The organism is Bacteroidota bacterium, from assembly GCA_018266835.1.
Taxonomy (GTDB): domain Bacteria; phylum Bacteroidota; class Ignavibacteria; order Tepidaquicellales; family Tepidaquicellaceae; genus JAFDZO01.
This window is the reverse complement of the sequence record JAFDZP010000003.1, coordinates 208,828-229,107: the sequence shown is the minus strand read 5'-3', so window position 1 is coordinate 229,107 and position 20,280 is coordinate 208,828. Positions and strand designations below refer to the sequence as shown.

At 35.2% G+C, this 20,280-nt stretch carries 19 protein-coding genes and 1 tRNA gene; 5 read left to right on the top strand and 15 right to left on the bottom strand.

The annotated features are described in order from the left end of the window. Positions 1-23: 23 nt before the first annotated feature. The 10 genes from JST55_10410 to JST55_10365 form a co-directional block, all read right to left on the bottom strand. Positions 24-1,169: a methionine adenosyltransferase gene (locus JST55_10410; GenBank protein ID MBS1493916.1), complete on the bottom strand. Its 1,146-nt coding sequence runs from the start codon at positions 1,167-1,169 to the stop codon at positions 24-26. 40 nt (positions 1,170-1,209) lie between these two features. Beyond that, positions 1,210-3,228 (bottom strand): (Fe-S)-binding protein, encoded by a 2,019-nt coding sequence (locus JST55_10405; protein ID MBS1493915.1) that lies wholly within the window; start codon positions 3,226-3,228, stop codon positions 1,210-1,212. 63 nt (positions 3,229-3,291) lie between these two features. Beyond that, positions 3,292-4,761 (bottom strand): glycosyltransferase family 39 protein, encoded by a 1,470-nt coding sequence (locus JST55_10400; protein MBS1493914.1) that lies wholly within the window; start codon positions 4,759-4,761, stop codon positions 3,292-3,294. Position 4,762: 1 nt separating this feature from the next. Further along, positions 4,763-5,182, bottom strand: coding sequence for a YjbQ family protein (locus tag JST55_10395; GenBank protein ID MBS1493913.1), 420 nt, complete (start codon positions 5,180-5,182; stop codon positions 4,763-4,765). Next, a complete protein-coding gene (locus JST55_10390; protein ID MBS1493912.1) occupies positions 5,179-5,910 on the bottom strand; it encodes a type III pantothenate kinase in 732 nt (243 codons plus the stop codon). The genes JST55_10395 and JST55_10390 overlap by 4 nt, the downstream gene beginning before the upstream one ends. An 87-nt stretch (positions 5,911-5,997) precedes the next feature. Further along, complete coding sequence (locus JST55_10385) at positions 5,998-6,552, bottom strand: hypothetical protein (protein MBS1493911.1); 555 nt, start codon at positions 6,550-6,552, stop codon at positions 5,998-6,000. Positions 6,553-6,571: 19 nt separating this feature from the next. Beyond that, positions 6,572-7,237, bottom strand: a complete 666-nt coding sequence (locus JST55_10380; protein MBS1493910.1) for a bifunctional nuclease family protein — start codon at positions 7,235-7,237, stop codon at positions 6,572-6,574. A gap of 270 nt (positions 7,238-7,507) precedes the next feature. After that, complete coding sequence (locus JST55_10375; GenBank protein MBS1493909.1) at positions 7,508-8,521, bottom strand: electron transfer flavoprotein subunit alpha/FixB family protein; 1,014 nt, start codon at positions 8,519-8,521, stop codon at positions 7,508-7,510. A gap of 45 nt (positions 8,522-8,566) precedes the next feature. Then, positions 8,567-9,316 (bottom strand): electron transfer flavoprotein subunit beta/FixA family protein, encoded by a 750-nt coding sequence (locus tag JST55_10370; GenBank protein MBS1493908.1) that lies wholly within the window; start codon positions 9,314-9,316, stop codon positions 8,567-8,569. 205 nt (positions 9,317-9,521) lie between these two features. Beyond that, on the bottom strand, positions 9,522-10,073 hold the full coding sequence (locus JST55_10365) for a ferritin (protein ID MBS1493907.1): 552 nt from the start codon (positions 10,071-10,073) through the stop codon (positions 9,522-9,524). 281 nt (positions 10,074-10,354) lie between these two features. Here JST55_10365 and JST55_10360 point away from each other — a divergent pair, with 281 nt between their 5' ends. The 4 genes from JST55_10360 (at position 10,355) to JST55_10345 (ending at position 14,098) form a co-directional block, all read left to right on the top strand. Further along, the gene (locus JST55_10360; protein ID MBS1493906.1) at positions 10,355-12,157 is read left to right on the top strand and encodes an aryl-sulfate sulfotransferase; all 1,803 of its coding nucleotides are present in this window, start codon (positions 10,355-10,357) and stop codon (positions 12,155-12,157) included. 134 nt (positions 12,158-12,291) lie between these two features. Then, positions 12,292-12,364 (top strand) — tRNA-Met (locus JST55_10355). 52 nt (positions 12,365-12,416) lie between these two features. Next, positions 12,417-12,662 carry a GIY-YIG nuclease family protein gene (locus JST55_10350; protein ID MBS1493905.1) on the top strand — a complete coding sequence of 82 codons (246 nt, stop codon included), beginning with the start codon at positions 12,417-12,419 and terminating at the stop codon, positions 12,660-12,662. Between the two features lie 578 nt (positions 12,663-13,240). Then, positions 13,241-14,098 (top strand): hypothetical protein, encoded by an 858-nt coding sequence (locus tag JST55_10345; GenBank protein ID MBS1493904.1) that lies wholly within the window; start codon positions 13,241-13,243, stop codon positions 14,096-14,098. Between the two features lie 126 nt (positions 14,099-14,224). Here JST55_10345 and JST55_10340 read toward each other — a convergent pair whose 3' ends face one another. Then, positions 14,225-14,677, bottom strand: a complete 453-nt coding sequence (locus tag JST55_10340; GenBank protein MBS1493903.1) for a DUF4870 domain-containing protein — start codon at positions 14,675-14,677, stop codon at positions 14,225-14,227. A gap of 57 nt (positions 14,678-14,734) precedes the next feature. Between JST55_10340 and JST55_10335 the strand changes: the two genes are divergently transcribed. Further along, a complete protein-coding gene (locus JST55_10335; GenBank protein MBS1493902.1) occupies positions 14,735-16,189 on the top strand; it encodes a PQQ-dependent sugar dehydrogenase in 1,455 nt (484 codons plus the stop codon). A 7-nt stretch (positions 16,190-16,196) separates the two neighbouring features. Here JST55_10335 and JST55_10330 read toward each other — a convergent pair whose 3' ends face one another. From JST55_10330 to JST55_10315, 4 genes are read right to left on the bottom strand one after another with little or no spacing between them, the layout of a single operon-like run. Beyond that, on the bottom strand, positions 16,197-16,814 hold the full coding sequence (locus JST55_10330; protein ID MBS1493901.1) for an HAD family phosphatase: 618 nt from the start codon (positions 16,812-16,814) through the stop codon (positions 16,197-16,199). A gap of 13 nt (positions 16,815-16,827) precedes the next feature. After that, positions 16,828-17,679, bottom strand: coding sequence for an ABC transporter permease (locus tag JST55_10325; protein ID MBS1493900.1), 852 nt, complete (start codon positions 17,677-17,679; stop codon positions 16,828-16,830). A 56-nt stretch (positions 17,680-17,735) separates the two neighbouring features. Then, a complete protein-coding gene (locus JST55_10320; GenBank protein MBS1493899.1) occupies positions 17,736-18,785 on the bottom strand; it encodes an ABC transporter permease in 1,050 nt (349 codons plus the stop codon). Further along, on the bottom strand, positions 18,775-20,256 hold the full coding sequence (locus tag JST55_10315) for an ABC transporter ATP-binding protein (protein MBS1493898.1): 1,482 nt from the start codon (positions 20,254-20,256) through the stop codon (positions 18,775-18,777). Before JST55_10315 ends, JST55_10320 begins: the two co-directional genes overlap by 11 nt. Positions 20,257-20,280 lie beyond the last annotated feature (24 nt).

The following is a 20,280-nucleotide window of genomic DNA, read 5'->3' as shown; positions in this document are numbered from 1 at the left end:
CATCGGGCTTTTTATAAAAAAAATTACTTTGTTATTTTTTTCAGCGTGGAAACTAAATCAAGCTTTTCCCATGTAAATTCCTTTTCATCTCTTCCGAAGTGACCATAGGCAGCAGTTGCTTTGTATATTGGTCTTTTCAGTTTTAATCTTTCAACTATTCCTCTCGGAGTTAAGTCAATATGCTTATTGATTAATTTCGATAGCTTATCATCGTCAATTTTTCCTGTGCCGTAAGTATTGATATAAATAGAAACAGGTTTTGCAACACCGATTGCATAAGAAAGCTGAATCATACATTCAGTTGCAAGTCCTGCCGCAACAATATTTTTTGCAAGATGTCTTGCTGCATATGCTGCGCTTCTGTCAACCTTGGATGGATCTTTTCCTGAGAATGCGCCGCCGCCGTGAGGTGCTTTACCTCCGTAAGTATCAACAATAATTTTTCTACCTGTTAATCCTGTATCTCCGTGCGGTCCGCCGATAACAAATTTACCTGTAGGATTTATAAAGTACTTTGTATTCTTATCAATTAACTTTGCAGGAATTATTTTTTTAATGACATGTTTCATTATGTCAGATTTTATTCTTGCCTGTGAAACATTTTCATCATGCTGAGTTGAAATTACAACTGCATCTATTCTTAGCGGCTTTCCTGAGTTATCATACTCAACTGTTACCTGTGATTTTGCATCAGGTCTTAAGTAAGGCATCAACTTCGGCTGTTTCTTTCTTATATCAGCTAATTTTTTTACAAGCTTATGAGAGTAAACCAATGTCATCGGCATAAACTCTTTCGTTTCGTTAGTTGCATAGCCGAACATCATTCCCTGGTCACCTGCGCCGCCTGTATCAACACCCATTGCAATATCAGGGGACTGTTTGTTTATTGCAGACATTACGTTTACTGAATGGTAATCGAATCTGTACTCACCTTTTGTGTATCCGATCTCTTTTACAACTTCACGTACAATTTTCTGTATATCTACGTAATGTGTAGTTGTGATTTCACCGCCAACAAGTACTAAGCCTGTTGCAGCATAAGTTTCGCAAGCAACTCTTGCATTCGGATCGTGTTTTAGTATGTCGTCTAATACTGCATCTGATATCTGGTCGCATATTTTATCCGGATGACCTTCACTTACAGATTCCGACGTGAAAAAGTATGACATTTAATTAATTCTCCTTAATTAGTTTTTATATTGTTATTTTTTATTTTAAGCTTTCCAGTACTATTTCTGAAATATCTTTTATTTTAACTTCATCAGTTTTACCTTTTTCTTTAATACCATCGGTCATCATAGTCATACAGAACGGGCATGCAGCTGCAATTGTTGTTGCGCCTGTGCTTAAAGCCTGCTCAGTTCTTTCGATGTTAACACGTTTACCCTCATGTTCTTCAAGAAACATTCTTCCGCCTCCTGCTCCGCAGCACATTCCCTTATCTCTGTTCTTATCCATTTCAACAATGTTAAGTCCCGGAATATTATCAAGTGTTTTTCTCGGAGCATCGTAAATATCGTTGTATCTTCCTAAGTAGCAAGAGTCGTGATATGTGACAGTTTCTGTGGGCTGAGTTTTAGGTTTTATCTTTCCTTCTGTTATCAGCTCGGAAATAAATTCAGTGTGATGCTTTACATCAAGATCTACTCCGAACTGTGTATATTCATTCTTCAGTGAATGCATACAGTGCGGACAAGCTGTTACAACTTTCTTAACGTTATATCTTTTTAAAGTCTCTGCATTTTGCTGGGCAAAAGTTGAGAATAAATATTCGTTACCAAGTCTTCTTGCAGGGTCACCTGTACATTTTTCTTCGCTTCCGAGAACTCCGTATTTTACACCTGCTTCATTCATTATCTGAGCAAATGATTTTGTAGCATTGCGGTAGCGTTTATCAAATGCTCCCATACATCCGCTCCAGAATACAACATCAACGTCATCTGCGCTGCCAAGTGAAGATAATTTCTTTAATGAATTCGGTTTCCCTTCCTTTTCCATCTCATCACTAAGCTCATCAATCCAATCGTTTCTTTCGTTAGCGCCAAATGCCCATGGCGATTCATTATTCTCTAAATTTCTGAATACTGTATTTAATTCATCAGGGAAATCAGATTCCATCATTACAAGATTTCTTCTCATATCAACAATTGATGTAACATGGTCAATCATTACGGGACATTCCTGAACGCATGCCATACAAGTTGTGCATGCCCAGAGTTCCTGAGGAGTGATGAAATCCGGTACTAAAGGATGTTCTAGCACGGGACTTTCAGTAACGCCTGAAGTAACAACAGGACCTAACTCAGTAGTTCTTTTTCTTATCTTTGTAACAATCAGTTTAGGATTCAAAAGCTTACCCGTAGTATTAGCAGGGCAGACTGAAGTACATCTTCCGCATTCTGTACAAGTATAACCGTCAAATACTTCTTTCCATGTTAAATCTTTTATATCTTTTGCGCCCCATTGAGTAATGCTTTCATCTTCAAAATTGATAGGTTTCAAAATTCCTTTTGGCTCAATATCAAAATTGGAGAAGAAAGTATTTGGCACTGATGATAAAACGTGAAAATGTTTTGAGTAAGGCAGGTAGTTCATGAATCCGAGAACTACTGCAATATGTCCCCACCAGTAAGCTTCATAAGCAACTGTTGAACCTTCGGGTTTAAATAAATTATATAAAAAATCTGATATAGGTCTGTAACCTTCTGAGTGTCCTAATGCAATACGTTCAACATTCTGTCCGAACATTGTAACCATAACCATCACGATAAGGAAAAGAATAAGAGTAGCATCTGCTTTTGAAGATGCTTCTACCTGCAATCTTTTCGGAGTACCGACATATCTTCTGAATAATGAAAATAAAACCGTGAAGAAAACAAGTGCGCCGAAGAAATCCTGAGTAACAGTTATAACAGAGTAAACAGGTTTTCCTAAGAATGAAAATGAGAAGTTAGGAAAGAATCCTTCAACAATGGATTCCAGTACAACCAACAATAAAATTACAAAGCCCCAGTAGATGCAAAGGTGTAAAATACCTGCGAATTTATCTCTCAATAATTTTGTCTGCAGAAATGCAAACACAAAAACATTTTTAAGACGCGTTCCAACTTCGTTGAAGCGGTTCTCAAACTTTGCGATTTTTAAATAGGATAAAAATCTATTGATAGAGAAAAGAAAAAATCCAACTGCGGATAAAAAAATTATCCCGAAAATTATTGGTTTTACCATTAAGAATATTGTGAAGTAAATTTATGCAAAATAACTAAATAGTAGGTAAGAATAAATGAATAATTATTTGTAAAAGTAAGACGTTTTTACTTTGTTTGGATAGATGTAAAATGTTTTTTCTTTAGTTGTATCTGCTTTAAAACCCTTTAAATTCATTTTTGTATTGAGAGAATCGTAATCATTCTTTTCCATGGAAGCGTAATCCAATACTAACCATACATTATTGAAATCGGTTCGTTTTGCAATAGAATCAATCTGCATTTGTAAACTCCATCCGAGAACGTGTGGTACAGGCAGTGAAGTCTTTTGATGTGTATTATCATACCTTATTACCCAACCCAGATAATGAGGGTCTACAATAATTTTGTCATCAGTTTTGAGATTTTTTTCAATGTATGATTCTATTTTCCTGTAATCATTATTTTTGTAATCGTTGCTGTAGTTTATTGTTAAACCGTAAGCAGAAATACCGATTAAAATTATTATTAGCGGATAGCTAATATATTTTTTATGAATTCTGAATATAAAAAATACACATAGTATTAATAAGTAGGGAAGTATAATGCTCAGGTATCTTGAAAAAATTATGCTTTGTCTGAATGAAACAAAAATTGCTATTATACTCGGAATAAAGAAAAGTAAAATTATCGGAAGCTTTTTCTTATCGGATTTTTTAAAATATATAACTGAGGATATTAGTATAAATAAAATTAAAATTATTGAGACTACAGTTGCTCCGATTATTACTCCGCTGTTTTCGTAATTCCAGTAATTGCTGAAGAATATTTCTTTGAAGAAAATAACATAATTCTCAAGGACCTGCATCAAAGATTGACCAACTCTCCATGGCTGGCCTTGCGTAGACTGCTTTAAAAATGTCGGCACCCAAGGTGAAAAAAGTGTAAGAGGAATGAACCCAAACAAGAAAGCAACGCCGCTGAATTTTAAATCAATTTCTTTTTGTAAATATTTTATAACCAGAATTACAAACTGCGAGAATAAAATCAGAAGAGCAAAATAGTGAGTATATAAAGAGAGAGCGGCACATATTGACCAGAAAAATCCGTAAACATTTTTTCTGCTGTTAAGAAATCTTATAAAGAAAAAAGTAGAGCTGATTGTAAGAAATAAATTTAGACTTTGCATCCTCACTTCCTGCGAATAATAAATATTCAGAGGCGAGACTGCGTACAAAATTAAAATCAGTAAAATTCTTTTCTCGGTAATTTTTATCTCTTTGCAAATCTTAAAAAGAAAAAACATACTCAGCATACTTAACAATGTGCTGAGCATTCTCATTGAGAAAACTGAATCGGAAAAAATATTTGTCCATCCTTTTAATGTTATATAGAACAGGGGAGGATGTATATCACCTGAAGCCGTTGCAATTATATCTTTTGGAGTATCAAGCGAAAGATTCCATGAATAAACTTCATCGAACCACATATTCTTTTGCTCGATTTTATATAAGCGGAGAGAAAGTGCAAGAACGAAAATTAAACCGAGTGCTATATAATAATAATAACGGGGCAAATTATTGTCCGATTATTTGAATGAAAACGCGCCGTGTTCTTTTCCTGTCATCAAAATCAATTAAAACTATCTGCTGCCATGTACCCAGCACCATCTGATTATTAACAAACGGAACGTTGAATGATGTACCGAATATTGCCGAGCGAATATGAGCGTGTCCGTTATGGTCGCCCCATGTATCGTTGTGATGATATTTCTGATAAGTCGGAATGAGCTTTTCAAGAATTTTAGGAATATCTTTTAATAAACCCGGTTCAAATTCCAAGGTAGTTATCGAAGCAGTTGAGCCGATGGAAAAGACAGTTACATTTCCTTTACTGATTTTACTTTTGAATAATACATCCTGAACCTGCGGAGTTATATTTATAATATCGCAGTTACCGTTTGTATCTATTAATATTTCTTCGTTTATTATTTTCATCGGTTGTTATGTTCCAGAAAATAATTTAATCCTTCAAGATTTAAGTCTTGTTCTCTTTTGTTTATCAGCGTTGTATAAGGAAAAATTAAATTTGAATTGCCGCCTGTTGCTATCACAAAAAGATTTTTGAACTGCTTTTTGTACTCGGTAATAATTCTCTCTGTAAAAAATAAACTCTGAAGTACAACTCCGTTACTGATGTTGTCGAGTGTATTCTTATAATATAATTTCTTTTTATATTTCAAATCAGGTTCGGGGAGGGAAGTGTTCTGAATAAGTGATTTTAAAGCAGTCTTGATTCCTGGAGTTATTAACCCGCCAATATAAGTTTTATTTATGACTAAATTATACGTGGTTGCAGTCCCGAAATCTATTACTAAAAAATTCTTGAACTTTGGATACTTTTTTACTGCGCCTAATGCTCCGCATATTCTATCAGTCCCCAGAGTTTTAGCGTAATCAACTTTTATAGGAAGCTTTGAATCTCTGCTTATCAAAAAAATGTTTTCCTCTTTCCTGAATCTGTTCTTAATGTATGTATAATGTTCTGTATTAGCGCAGGATATTGCTACTGAATTATATTGAACACTGAAAGATAAAAGCGTACCAAGTTTCTTCAGAAAATTTTTCTTATCATAGTCTTCAAATGAAGATTTGCCAGGCTTTCCGTTGATACTCACTGCATATTTTATGCTTGAGTTACCGATATCAATTACTAAATTCTTCAAATAGATTTTTATTATAATTCTTTATAAAACAAAAACAGCGTAAAAGAATTAACCTTTACGCTGTGAATATTCAAAAAACGTTTTTTATTACATTGGAAATTTTATACCGACATTAACAACAACTCCTGAAGCATTCGATTCTTTAATGATAATCAATTTATATTTTATATCTCCATAAACAGAAAATCCTGCTGAAAGCATGTTCGACTCAACACCGCCGCCTAAAACTATACCTAATCTTGTATTGTTGCTTTGAGTTGCATCGTTGTAAAAATTAACTGAAAGTCCGCCGTCTAAATAAGGATTTATTGGCGAGCCTGCTCCAACCGGCGCAAGTTTAATTCTTCCCAATCCGGCAATTTCAAAATTATTTGTATTTTTTAATTTCCAGTAATTCATTTGCGGAGTGAATGAAAATTTTCCGTATCCGATTTCAGCAAGTGCGCCGACATTAAATCCAGCTTCGCCTTCAATTGAAGCTACCCCTAAATGAACACCTAATGAAACAGGTGCAGGAGTTACAGGCGGATTTAATTTGGATTTATTTTCGTTCAGCTTTAAATTGCTTAAATAATTCTGTCCGTATGAAAAATTACTGAGAGTTAATATTAAAACTGCTAATAATAAGAGTTTTGATTTCAATTTAATTTTTTAGTTTTGTTTAATTGTTAGATATTTCCAGTTTCTGAATAGCATCTCTTAACTGAGCTGCTTTTTCATAATCTTCCTGTGTTACAGCTTCGTCAAGTTCGCTTTTTAATTGCTTTAACTTTCTGTCTTTTGCCGTCAGTGTTTTGCTTTCATCTTCTTTTAACATTCTGCCTTCTTCATTTTCATCGTCAATTTCACCTTCGCCTTCTTCTCCGCCTTCATAATCTTCATCTTTAGGAGTTATCTGGTCTTCGAATTCAGGTGTGAAGCCCACTTCATCCATTATAGATGAAGCAACATAAATAGGCGCTGCAAATTTAAGTGCGATTGCAATTGCATCTGAAGGTCTTGCGTCAAGCTCTTCAACGCTCATTGAATCGAATTTTATCTTTGCAAAGAAAGTTGAGTCTTTCAGCTCGCTTATGTAAACCGAAGAAACTGCGTAACCGAAATTTTCAATTACTTCTTTTAATAAGTCATGTGTGAGAGGTCTTTGTTGCTTTTTGCCTTCAAGCTCTAATGCTATAGCCTGGGCTTCGAACTGACCGATAATAATAGGTAATCTTCTGTCGCCGCCTGTCTCTTTCAGAATGATGGCAAAGCCGCCGCCGCTCTTGTAAGGGGTCAGTGATAAACCGAAAATATCCACTTGTAAGAAATCTGAATCGTTATCCATAGTTATTTATTTTATTCTACTGCTCTAATTTAAAAAAGTTTCCTTTCAGAAAACAGTAAATTAATACAGTAAAATTTTTTTCCTTTCTAAATTTTTGTACTATTACAATTGCCACGGCTTTTAAGCCGTGGACAAAATTCTTATTTATTTCTCAGGCTTTAGCCAAACCATAGTTGCCCTAAAGGGCAACACTGCAACTTCAATTCCAATCCACGCGTTAAAACGCGTGGCAATTAAATATAAAATAGAACTTATCTGAACCTTTATAATTTAACTACCTAAAACCTTTTTAAATTCATCCGTTAAAGCAGGGACTATTTCAAATGCATCCCCAACCATTCCATAATCAGCAATCTGAAATATCGGAGCATCTTTATCTTTATTGATTGCAACGATTGTCTTCGATGAAGACATACCTGCTAAGTGCTGAATAGCGCCGCTGATACCGACTGCAATATAAAGACTTGGTGAAACTGTCTTTCCTGTCTGCCCGACCTGTTCTCCGTGGCCTCTCCATCCTGCATCAACAACTGCTCTTGATGCGCCTGTTGCAGCGCCAAGAACTCCAGCAAGTGTTTCAACTAAATGGAAATTCTCAGGTCCTCTTAGTCCACGTCCGCCTGATACAATAATATCGGCTTCGGCAACGTCAAGTTTTTCGCTGCTTACTACAACTTCTTTCACCGCTGAACTGAAATCTTTATCAGTTAAGTTTAAAGAACCGACATCAACTTTTTCAATTGCAGCTTTTGCATCGCCTGATTTAACAGGTTTGAATACATTTGGTCTTAATGTTATTAATATCTTATCGCCGTTGAATTTCATATCAATCATACTCTTACCTGCGTAAACAGGTTTTGTAGCGATTATGTTTCCGCCGTCAATATGTAAAGCAACGCAGTCCTGACAGAATGCAGAGTCGGTTTTAATTGCAACTCTTGGCGCGATTTCTTTTCCTAATCCTGTACCTGATATTAAAATTATATTTGCTCCTTTTTGAGAAGCTGTTTCAGCAACAACTTTTGCAAATGCTGAGTGTGAGTATTGAGTTCCAGGGAATTTGCTCTTTGAATTTAAATCGTTCAAATCAACAACTAACACTTTAGACGCTCCATAGCTTCCCAAGTTTTCTGCTTCTGCATCTATACCTGAGCCGATTGTTAATACTTCAAATTCACATCCGAGTTCACCTGATATTTTTTTTGCTTCGCTTACAACTTCAAATGCAGAGTTTTTGAATTTTCCGTCTTTGGATTCTACGAAGGCTAATATTCTATTTGACATATAAAATTTTCTTTTTTAAAATTAAAAATTGTTTAAATCAGTTAATCAAATTACTTTTGCTTCTTCTCTTAATAATTTCACAAGTTCAGGTACATCTGCAGCGCCGTTTGTAAATATCTTTCCTGCTGATTTTGCAGGTGGCAGCTTCATTTCAGTTACTTCGTATTTATTTCCGTTATAAGTTGGTGTGACCTCTTCAACCGGTTTCGATTTTGAAGCCATAATACTTTTTAAATTGGGATATCTTGGATTGTTAATTCCTTTTTGAGTACCTATAACTGCAGGAAGATTTGATACAACTATTTCTTTACCGCCTTCAATTTCTCTTTCAGCTGTAATTTCGTTTCCGTTTATATCTAATTTTACAACGACGTTTATGCATGGGTATTCTATCATTTCTGCAACCATGGCAGGAACTGAAAGTCCGTCGAAGTCGATAGATGTTTTTCCGAATAATACTAAATCAGGACTTTGCCCTTTTATATAGTCTGCAAGATTTTTTGCAGCAGTGTAGGTATCAAAATCTGCTGTTGCCGATTTTATAAGAACGCCTTTTTCAGCGCCCATCTGGAAAGCTTTTTTGATAGCTTCTTTTGCTTTATCTGTTCCGTAGGAGATTGCAATAACTTCTCCGCCGTTTTTTTCTTTCAATTGAAGGGCTTCTTCAACTGCAAATTCATCATAAGGATTTAAAATATAGCTCACACCTGCTTCATCAATTGATTTTTTATCTGCGCCAATTTTCACTTTAGTCGTGCTATCCGGCACCAGTGATACGCCAACAATAATTTTCATTATATTATTAAAGTAATTTAAGATTTGTGTAATTATGCAAAATAATTTTTATAGCCAAGACATTCAATTTAAAAAGGAAGGGACTTTAATGTCAAAATGTTTGTAAAGTCAAAAGTTTACGATGAGACATGTTTTGGAAATGACAGAATTTAGATAAAGGGGAGGAAATTTAAAATCTTCCTCCCTGTAAAAAGCTTATTAAGTTTTACGGATTTTCAACAGTAACATCCTGCGCTAAAGTTGCATCATCCGGCTCAGTTGATAAATCCTTATCCAGTGTGTAAAGCGCTTCATTAGGAGCTTTATCACCGCCTGCGATTTTAATCTTATCCAGTAATTCCAAGGCAAGTGTTTCTTCTTCTGTCTGTTCTTTTACAAACCATTGCATAAAATTCCAGGTTGCCCAGTCTTTTTCTTCAAAGCTCATTTCAACTACTTTATAAATCGACTCAGTATTGCTTACTTCCTGTTTGAATACTTTTTCGAAGCAGTCATTTACGCTTTTGGGTTCATCACCCGGTTCAGGGATTGCAGTTACTTTAACTTTTGCGCCTCTTTTTAAGATATATTCAAGAATTTTCATCATATGATTTCTCTCTTCGTTGGCATGCCTGAAAAGAAAGTTTGCTATTCCTCCATATCCGTTACTATCAGCCCAGGCAGCATATGATAAATAAATTTGAGCTGCGTGCGCTTCTTTAGTCATTTGATTATTGAGTGCTTCGGAAATTTTGGATGATAATCTGTTTGTGTCCATTTTAAGATTTGATTTGAGTTACGGGGTTACACTAATATATTTCATTTACATTAAATAATCTCAACAAATACTTGTGCCAATTAGTGCCTGTTATATAACTCATAACATATCGTATAAATTAAGTGAATAATACATATGTAATTAGCATTGAATTAATTTCCTTATAATTCTATATTTAGACTCAGTGAGATTTTAGCGAAAAACTTCCATTAAACCTTCTCAGGTTTCACTTGTCTAAATCTATTGCCCCATAGTAGGAAATTTAAAAAGTATTCACCTTTATGAGAACAAAATTACTAGTATTCATTTTCTTTGTCTTTTCACAAGTTATTCTGGCTAAATCAGATGTTCAGTTTCTTTCACCCGTTCCAAATTCAAAATATGTAAAAGTTTCGTCTTCAATAATACTCAGGTTAAATTCTCTACCGGATAAAAGTTATCTGAAGAAGGATTTAATACAAGTAACAGGAAGTAAATCCGGATTACATGAATGTAATGTAACTCTTGGAACTGACGGTACAACAATAATTTTTAGCCCTGTAACAAATTTTCAGTTTGATGAAAAGGTTGAAGTAAAAATTAATTCTATAAAAACCAAATCCGATTATTCCGAAGTAATAAACTATTATTTTGAAACTGAGAAAGAAAATATTCTCCCTGCGTCAGTTAATGTATTTGAAAATGAATTTTCGGGTAATGATAATTTTAAATTTAAAACCTCTGCTCCTTTCATAAATAAAAAATCTATTGATTTGCCGTCCGACTTTCCTGTAGTGAATGTAAATAAATCTGTTAATCCCGGCCCGGGGTATGTATTTATAAGTAACTTTTCTCTGGCACCAATGAACACTGGATATTATTTAATGATTCTGGATAATTCAGGCTCTCCGGTATTTTACAAAAAGCTGGATACAGCAGCATATGATTTTAAAAAACAACCGAATGGAAATTTAACTTATTTTTCAGGTAAAGCTTTAAAGTTTTATGAAATGAATACCTATTATCAAATTATAGATAGCTTTGCCTGCGGAAATGGTTATTCAACTGACCTGCATGATTTAAGAGTTTACCCCAATGGTCATTCTCTTTTAATGAGCTATGACCCGCAAAGAGTTAATATGGCTGAATTAACTCCGCGGGGAGATCCCAATGCAATTGTTATTGGACTTGTTATACAGGAACTGGATGAAAATAAAAATGTAATCTTTCAGTGGAGAAGCTGGGACCACTTCAATATTCTTGATGCAACCCATGAGAATTTTACACTGCCGGTTATAGATTGCGTACATGGAAATTCTATCGAGATGTGCAAAGATGGCAATATATTAATTTCATCAAGACACTTAGATGAAGTTACAAAAATTAACAGAAACACCGGTAGTATAATCTGGAGATTAGGCGGGATTCGCAATCAGTTCAGATTTGAAAACGAAACTGTTACTTTTTCTCACCAACATGCAGTCCGGGAGCTTCCAAACGGAAATATAACTTTATTTGACAACGGTAATTACCCGTCAACTATAGTTCCTATTCATGAACAGGTACCTTTATCAAGAGCAGTTGAATACAAAATTAACGAAACTACAAAAATAGCTACTTTAGTTTGGCAGTATTCACAAGGAATATTTGGATTTGCAATGGGATACGCTGAACGCCTGCCTAACGGAAACACAATAATCGGATGGGGGATGGGAAGTCCTTCTGTTACTGAAGTAGATCCCAATGGTGAAAAAGTGTTTGAAATGACTTTACCGGACGGGCAGGTCAGTTACCGCGCACTTAAAGATTCATGGGATCCCCTTCCTAATAACGGAGTTCCTGCAACATACAAAGTATATCAGAATTACCCGAACCCATTTAATCCGAATACAACCATCAGATACGATTTGCCGGACCAGAGTGATGTCAAAATTACCGTATTCAATATGTTAGGTCAAAATGTTCAGGAAGTTGTGAAAACAAATCAAACTCCGGGAATTTATGAATACGTTTTTAACGGTTCAGGGTTAACAAGCGGAGTTTATTTCTATCGTATCAAAACCAATACATTTACTGATACAAAACGAATGGTACTGGTAAAATAAAAACAAAATTTCACTATTATAACACAAACGATAGCTTACTTCAGTAATGAAGTGAGCTATTGTTTTTTATATCAAAAATTAGCTGAAAATCGCCATTGAAGGTCTCATAAAAAATGACTATATTGTAAATACATCGCGGGATGGAGCAGTTGGTAGCTCGTCGGGCTCATAACCCGAAGGTCACAGGTTCAAGTCCTGTTCCCGCTACAAAAAGCAAAAACGGGTCAATAGACCCGTTTTTCATTTATAGAAGTTTTCTATGAAGTTTTTCTTATACCATATCAAGAGTGAAGAAGGCTATATTTATACTGGCCAAACTTCAAGCCTCGAGCAAAGATTAATTCAGCACAATTCTGGTAAATCCTTTTATACAAAACGAGGCACAAATTGGAAATTGGTTCATTTTGAAGAATTTTCAAGCCGAACTGAAGCAATGAAAAAAGAAAAATATTATAAAACAGGTAAAGGAAGAGATGAATTGCAAAAGTTACTGTCGGGCTCATAATTCGCCGCGGCGAATTCAAGTCCTGTTCCCGCTACTACGAAAGGGATTCAATGCAAATTGAGTCCCTTTTTTCATTTATATACATGCCTCTCGCTCCGACGCTCCAGCTTCGGAATGTAAAACACTCGGCATGTCATTCGTGTGAAGACGGGGTACCCTTTTGAGTCATCCAATCTGTTTAGCAACCTCTGCTGAATTTTCACTCTCGATGTTGTTTTTACAATACCCAAAATTTTATTTGATTTGAATTGACGGATTTTTGACGGATTCCTGCAAAATAAGAGTATCAAATTGTCATCCAGCACTTGATTCGGGATCCAATAAAGTAACATTATTGTCACATTCTGAGCTAATCTCAGTCTGGATTCAGAAAAATAATCTTTCACAAACTCATTGCCTAATTTAAGTAGATTATTATACAAAAAAAAGAAAATGTTTCCTGTTAGTACTAATAGGTAGAAAATATAAAATTCTTCTTGACATAAATTCATTCCTTTCTTCCTCCCAAATACGAAACCTTTCACTTAAATTGTGAGTTGAAACAAATAAGTAATATTTTTTATAAATTAACAAATGACATGTTATTAAAATCCAAGACCTTTTATGCAATTTGCCTTTCTCTGTTCTCGTTTTTTGTTTTAACTCTTTCTTCATGCAATAACACTGTTGAAAATATAATTAACACTGTTACAACTGTAGAAGTAAAAGCCACAGATAGATTAGACAGCGCTAATGCTCAGGCAACAAGAAAATACGGCGCGAGCACAAAGCTTGTCCTGATAATGGGAAGAAACGTTAATGCAAACGGTAAAACATCGCTTTCAGTCCTGAATTCATTAGCTAACCCCGATACTATAAGCGCATGGCTTTATGTTTACAGAGTGCCTTCCGATACTTCACTGAGAATTTATACTCCGAATCCGTTGATAACTGCAAATGACTGCATTGAGCTTACCGCATTCTTCAATCCGAACCAACTTATAAATCTTATACAGGATACAACTGCAAGAAATATTGTTTCGGGAGCATTAAGTGTAGTAACATCAGCTAATGTAGGAATAACAACGCCGTCATCTGTTTTAATCAATAGTGATGTTTCTTTGAATTTAGCAAACTCTACAAATCCGATCATAAAATTTAACTCAAGCTTCGTTCCCGATACCAGTCACATGAACGGAAGCGTATTTTTATCAAGCGGTACAAATCAGTCACGAAATATGTTTTTGATTCCGGCTGCAGGAACACTAAATCTGCCGGCATACATTACAAATCTTACAGGATTTCCTGCTGACTTGTGGATAGTACAATACAAGAAAACAACTACTGTTCAGCAGAGTTTGATACTTGGTACGATTGTACAGACAGGTCAGCTGATGGGAGTTCCGATAGGAATTCAGAGTGCAGTTATAAATCTTTCTAAAGATGCTAGTGAATAGTTAATTTTAAAAATAAAGTATAAAAACAAAAAGGGGTCTTTAAGACCCCTTCTTTTTTTACGATTAAATTTTTATCGTTAATTTTATCCCGAATAGAAAGTTACTCATTACCCAATACTGAGTAAATCATCTTCCATAGACTTTTCTATAAGCCCATTCGCCTACAAGAAAATATTTTTTCATTCCGCCTTCATTAGCTTTTATTCCCATATAAATCCCGTATGATATTGCAAGTATTGCGCTTGCACCTATACCCATATAAAACATTATCATCCCCATGAAAAATCCGGCACCGGAATGATTCAAGTCGTGTGAGTGGTGGATTGAAAATACTCCTGTTAATAGCATTACTATAATTAAAAAGAATACTAAAGCAAAAATGATAATCAGATACATGAGGTGAAAAAAGATTGACTGCAGCGCATGGAAGGCTACAAATTTCGATTTATCCTTCTTCACAAAATACATTATTATCGGGAGAATTATTCCTCCCAGAAATATTGAAAAATGTGAGAACATTGCAAGCAGTCTTTCATCGCTTGTCGGAACTTCCTGAGTAATTTCTGTGGTATTTTCCATAGTTTAAATTTAATAGAAAAATATTATTTTGTAAACATAACTAAAAATCCTTCCAAAATGAAAAAGTTATTACTGATTACACCCGTAATCTTCTTTCTTACTTTCTCTCTAAGTTATTCGCAGTATACGCTGCAAAATGTTTTTAGTTCTACATCTTTTGTAAACCCGCTTGAAGCAGCAATCCCGACTGACGGTACGGACAGGCTCTTTATAGTGGGGCAGCGAGGCGTAATAAAAGTTGTTTATCCGTCTTCACCTTCAACTCCGGGAAAAACATTTCTGGATATATCTGATAAAGTATATCCTTCAACTCTGGAGCCGGGGCTTCTAGGACTGGCATTTCATCCGAACTATGCAAGCAACGGTTATTTTTATGTTTACTACAATCCCGCAAGCAGCAATACAACTGAAATTATTGCGCGCTATCAGGTAAGCCCGACAAATCCTGATTCTGCATTAAAGTCATCTGAGTTTATCGTTTTGACAAATACAATGTCAGCATCATCGCATTTCGGCGGCAAGATTGCATTCGGAAGAGATAACTATCTGTATATTGCATGGGGAATGGGCACGGGACAGAATGATCCGCCGAACAATGCGCAGAACCTGGCTCTTCTTCTCGGAAAAATTTTAAGAATAAATGTTGACGTTCCTTCGGGAGGACTAAATTATTCTATTCCGCCTGATAATCCTTTTGTGGATAGCACCGGAACTCAGCGAAAAGAAATTTATGCATGGGGATTCCGCAATCCCTGGAAATTTAATTTTGATTCCACCGGAAGAATGTGGTGCGCCGATGTAGGGCAGGGTTCTTATGAGGAAATTGACATTGTGAACAAAGGAAAGAATTACGGATGGAGAATTATGGAAGGTAATCATTGCTTTAATCCCGCAACTAACTGCGATACTAACGGACTTGTAAAACCGATTTTCGAATATCCGCACAGCGACGGACTATCAATCAACGGCGGATATGTAAGCTATGGAAACTCGCTGCCTAACTTGAAAGGAAAATATATTTATGGAGACTGGAGCAGCAAAAAAGTCTGGGCGCTTACCTATGATGGCATAAATCCGACAACTACTCAATTGCTCACTACTGCGGCTGCAAATATTGCGTCATTCGGAATGGATAAAAATAAAAATATTTATGTGCTTTGTACGGGTGACAGCAAAGTGTATAAACTTGTTGATAACACTGTAAGTGCAGAGCCGTATGAGACAAATTTACCTTCGGAATATTTATTAAAACAAAATTATCCGAATCCATTTAATCCTGTCACATATATTCAGTTTAACCTTAAAGAAAAATCTTATATCAGACTGGAAGTATTTAATCTGGAAGGAAAACAAGTTGGAGTAATTTTAAATGAAAACAAAGATGCAGGGGAGTATGGAGTGAGATTCGACGCCGCTAATTATCCAAGCGGAATTTATTATTATAAACTTACTGCGCAGGGTACTTCAGGCAGCAGTTTTGTCTCAACCAAAAAGATGGTGCTTTTAAAATAAAATAGTCTTAAATTTTCATTATTTGATTTAACTCAATTCTCAATTCATTTTTCATTTGAGCCGGTGATTTAACAGTGATGGTTTTCATACCTAGCTGTTTAGCCGGCTCGATATTTTCTTCCTTATCATCTAAAAAAATTACTTCTTCAGGCTTCATTTTTAAATAAGCCAGAGCAATTAAGTATGGTTTCAACTCCGGCTTTCTCGTATTTATTTCATGGGAGGAAAATATCTTTTCAAACTGGTCCATAGTATCTTTATATTTTTTACGCCAGACTCTTTTATGAATTATATTCGTATTGGATAGAGCAATTATCCTATAATTTTTCTTCAGCTCTTTTAAAAGAGAATTTATATCATCACATTCATTTAAATATAATGCAGTAAGACCTTCATCAAAGTCTTTATCGGATAAGTTCATTCCTAAATTTTTCTGAGTGATGTTTCTGTATTCTTCTGCAGAAATATCACCACGTTCAAGCATATCAAAATGCTTATCGTTTTCAAAATATTTTTTTATTTTAGAAAAGGAGATGCCTGATAACTCTGACCAGTGTTTATAAATTAAACTGAAGTCAACATTGAATACAACGTTACCTAAATCGAATATCAGCGCTTTATACATTTTTTATCAGAAACTAATACGGCACGCCGTCAGCTGCAGGCGGTTTTGTTTTTCCTATTAATCCTATCAATACTAAAATAGTAATTAAGTAAGGAAGCATCTGAATTATCTGAGAAGGTATCGGAGTTCCCGATATCTGAATTGAGATTTGCAAAGCTTCAAAGAAAGCAAATATTAACGAAGCGAAGAATATATTTACGGGTTTCCATTTACCTATAATCATTGCGGCAAGGGCAATGTAACCACGCCCTGCTATCATTCCGTCGCTAAAAGATTTCTGCTCCGAAGCTAGCCAGATGCCCGCAAGCGATGCAAGAAATCCGCTGATTAAAATTCCGTAAACTTTGTAGTGTCTTACTTTTATCCCGAGGGATTCAGCTGCTTCGGGATTTTCACCCACGCTTCTTAATCTTAATCCGAAAGTAGTTTTGAATAAGACAAAGCTTGAAATGAATATTAAAATAATTGCAAATAAAACTATGTAGTCCGAAAGAATAGCGCCAATAACGGGTATCTGCCCTATGAAAGCATTGTCCTGAATTCCTTCGAATCTGTCCGTATTGCTTGAGCTGTGGAAAATAATCATCATTAAAAATTTCGTGAGTCCTGCAATGAGAATATTAAATCCGACACCTGTTACAATCTGATTTATTTTTAATTTCACTGTGAAGAGTGAATATAGTAGCGCGAATGCCAGATTAATTATTATTGCTAAAAAAATAGAAAGAGTTGTGTTGTTAGTAATGATGCTGAACATTGCAAATGAGAATGCGGAGAGAGTCATAAAACCTTCGATAGCAATATTTATTACGCCGCCACGCTCGGAAAAATTTGCTGCAGATGCCCCAAGATAATATGGTGTCATTAATCTGAATACCTGAGTAAGAAACGCAACCGTTAATATTGATTTTATAAGCTCCACTACCTCTTTAAATTATATTTTTTATCTACAATAGTATTGATTGAAAGTATTGTAAGAATTATCACTCCTTGCACAACTAAAACAATTTCCTTAGGCACCATATCGTTCACAGCAAGACCGCCGAAATCCAGCACTCCAAATAAAATTGAAGAGAAAATAATTCCAATGGGATTATTTCTTGCAAGCAGCGCTACGGCAATTGCAGTAAAGCCAACGTTGTTTGAAAATCCATATTCATAAAATCCCTTATATCCCATCACGAAATTTAATCCTGTTAAACTTGTTATCCCTGCGCCTATTATGAAAGTGAGAATGATTATTCTATCGGAAGATGTACCGATGTATTTAGATGCTGAAGGATTAAAACCCACAGCTCTTATTTCGTAGCCGAATTTTGTTTTATAAATTATAATATATGAAATGAATGCAAGCGCAAGCGCGATTAAGAAACAGATATTCAGAGATGAACCCTGGAAGAATGAAAACATTGAAGAAAATTTCATGAGCATTAAGTTATCTGAAATTTTCTCAGTATGCATAGATGACTTTGCTGCAAAAAAATCAACGAGGAAATAATTTATCAGAGCCATTATAATGAAGTTCATCATTATAGTAGTTATAACTTCACTAACACTTTTTTTGATTTTTATAATTGCAGGAATTAATCCGAAGAAAGCGCTTACTCCGAATGAAACAATGATGCAAACTATAATAGTTAGATACCATGGAAGCCAATCCAGCTTTAATGCAATAAGCGCCATTGTAAAGGCACCTGCGTTTAACTGGCCTTCTGCGCCGATATTAAAAATTGCTGCGTGAAAACAGAATGCAAGTCCGCATCCGCAGATTATTAACGGCGTCGCTTTAAAAAGTGTCTGACCTATACCATACCCGCTGAAAAAAACTTCGGAGAACATTGTACCAAATACAGGCAGGGGATTTTTACCTATGAGTAAAATCAAAATTACCGTTATCAGAAATGTTGCAAGAAGTGATAAAGAGATGGAAATAATATTTGCCCTGGCAGAAATTGAAAATTTACTTAGCATGCGTGTATCCTATCATTAATTGTCCGATTTCTTCCAGCAGATTATTTCTGTTATCAGTTATTAATTCGGTTTCACTGAAAGTCTTAATAAATTTTCCTTTATGCATTACACTTAACCTGTCGGATAACTTTAAGAGCTCATCCAGATCTGATGAAATGAGCAATATTGCCTTACCTGAGTTTCTTAAATTAATTATTTCCGAGTGAATAAAAGCAGTTGCATTGATATCAACCCCTCTTGTGGGATGATAAAATATCATTGTGCCTTGCTGCACTTCAATTTCCCGTGCAATGATTGCCTTCTGCTGATTGCCGCCGGATAAAGAACCAAGCGGGGTTTCAGGTGAAGGTGCGCGTACATCATACTTTTTCATTATATACTGTGATGCAGAGTCAACTGTATTTTTTGTAATTAGCCCGTTCTTTTTCTTCTTTAAAATAAGATTTTCTCCAATGGTAAATTCTTTTATCATTCCTCTCTTATATCTGTCATCAGGTACAATAGAAACTTTTTCGTCTTTCATAATTACGACGCCGTCAAAATCTTTTTCAAACTGCATAATGACATCTACCAATTCCTGCTGACCGTTGCCTTCAACTCCGCATATTCCATGAATCTCATATCGCTTCACAGATATAGAAACATCATCCAGCACCGTCACATTGTCTTTTATCAAAGACACATCTTTCAACTCGATATAATTTTTCTTGTTCTTTTCGTTGGTGAATAACTTAGGAGCTGATTCCGTTATTTCAATGTTCCCTATAATTTCATTTCCTAATTTTTGCACATCGATATTATCTTTGTCTGTTTCGTAAACTAACTGACCTCTTCTCAAAACTGAAACTTTATCAGCTAGCTCTTTAACTTCGTTGAGCTTGTGAGTGATGAAAATAATTGTCTTTCCGTCAGCCTTAAACTTCTCAACAATTTTAAAAAACTCTTTCACCTCTACAGGTGAAAGCACTGCTGTGGGTTCATCAAATATTAAAATCTCTGAGTTTCTGTAAAGTAATTTCAAAAGCTCAACTTTCTGCTCTTCACTTATGCTTATATCACAGATCTTTTTATTTATATCTAATCCAAGATTGTAATTATCTATAATTTCATTAAGGCGCGCTTTGATTTTTTTATAATCAAGTTTTCCTGCCGAACTTAATTCATTTCCTATGACAACATTCTCCCATATGGTAAAATCATCTATCAGCATGAAATGCTGATACAGCATTCCGATTTTTTCATCAATTGCATCAAGAGGGGATTTGAAATTAACTTCCTTCCCTCTGATCTTAATAGTGCCCTCATCCTGCTTATAGCTCCCGAATAAAATTTTCATCAATGTGGATTTTCCTGCGCCGTTCTCACCAAGGAGGCAATGCACAGTGTTCTCTTCCACCGAAAATGTAATTCTATCGTTAACGGTAAGCTGCCCGAAACTTTTTGTAATATTATTAAACTCTACTGCTTTCAATATTAGTTATATTTTTCTATCCTA

Coding starts and splice junctions, on each gene's coding strand:
- JST55_10410 (MBS1493916.1), bottom strand. CDS start 1,169: ATGTCATACTTTTTCACGTCGGAATCTGTAAGTGAAGGTCATCCGGAT.
- JST55_10405 (MBS1493915.1), bottom strand. CDS start 3,228: ATGGTAAAACCAATAATTTTCGGGATAATTTTTTTATCCGCAGTTGGA.
- JST55_10395 (MBS1493913.1), bottom strand. CDS start 5,182: ATGAAAATAATAAACGAAGAAATATTAATAGATACAAACGGTAACTGC.
- JST55_10380 (MBS1493910.1), bottom strand. CDS start 7,237: ATGGATAACGATTCAGATTTCTTACAAGTGGATATTTTCGGTTTATCA.
- JST55_10375 (MBS1493909.1), bottom strand. CDS start 8,521: ATGTCAAATAGAATATTAGCCTTCGTAGAATCCAAAGACGGAAAATTC.
- JST55_10370 (MBS1493908.1), bottom strand. CDS start 9,316: ATGAAAATTATTGTTGGCGTATCACTGGTGCCGGATAGCACGACTAAA.
- JST55_10365 (MBS1493907.1), bottom strand. CDS start 10,073: ATGGACACAAACAGATTATCATCCAAAATTTCCGAAGCACTCAATAAT.
- JST55_10360 (MBS1493906.1), top strand. CDS start 10,355: ATGAGAACAAAATTACTAGTATTCATTTTCTTTGTCTTTTCACAAGTT.
- JST55_10350 (MBS1493905.1), top strand. CDS start 12,417: ATGAAGTTTTTCTTATACCATATCAAGAGTGAAGAAGGCTATATTTAT.
- JST55_10345 (MBS1493904.1), top strand. CDS start 13,241: ATGTTATTAAAATCCAAGACCTTTTATGCAATTTGCCTTTCTCTGTTC.
- JST55_10340 (MBS1493903.1), bottom strand. CDS start 14,677: ATGGAAAATACCACAGAAATTACTCAGGAAGTTCCGACAAGCGATGAA.
- JST55_10335 (MBS1493902.1), top strand. CDS start 14,735: ATGAAAAAGTTATTACTGATTACACCCGTAATCTTCTTTCTTACTTTC.
- JST55_10330 (MBS1493901.1), bottom strand. CDS start 16,814: ATGTATAAAGCGCTGATATTCGATTTAGGTAACGTTGTATTCAATGTT.
- JST55_10325 (MBS1493900.1), bottom strand. CDS start 17,679: ATGACACCATATTATCTTGGGGCATCTGCAGCAAATTTTTCCGAGCGT.
- JST55_10320 (MBS1493899.1), bottom strand. CDS start 18,785: ATGCTAAGTAAATTTTCAATTTCTGCCAGGGCAAATATTATTTCCATC.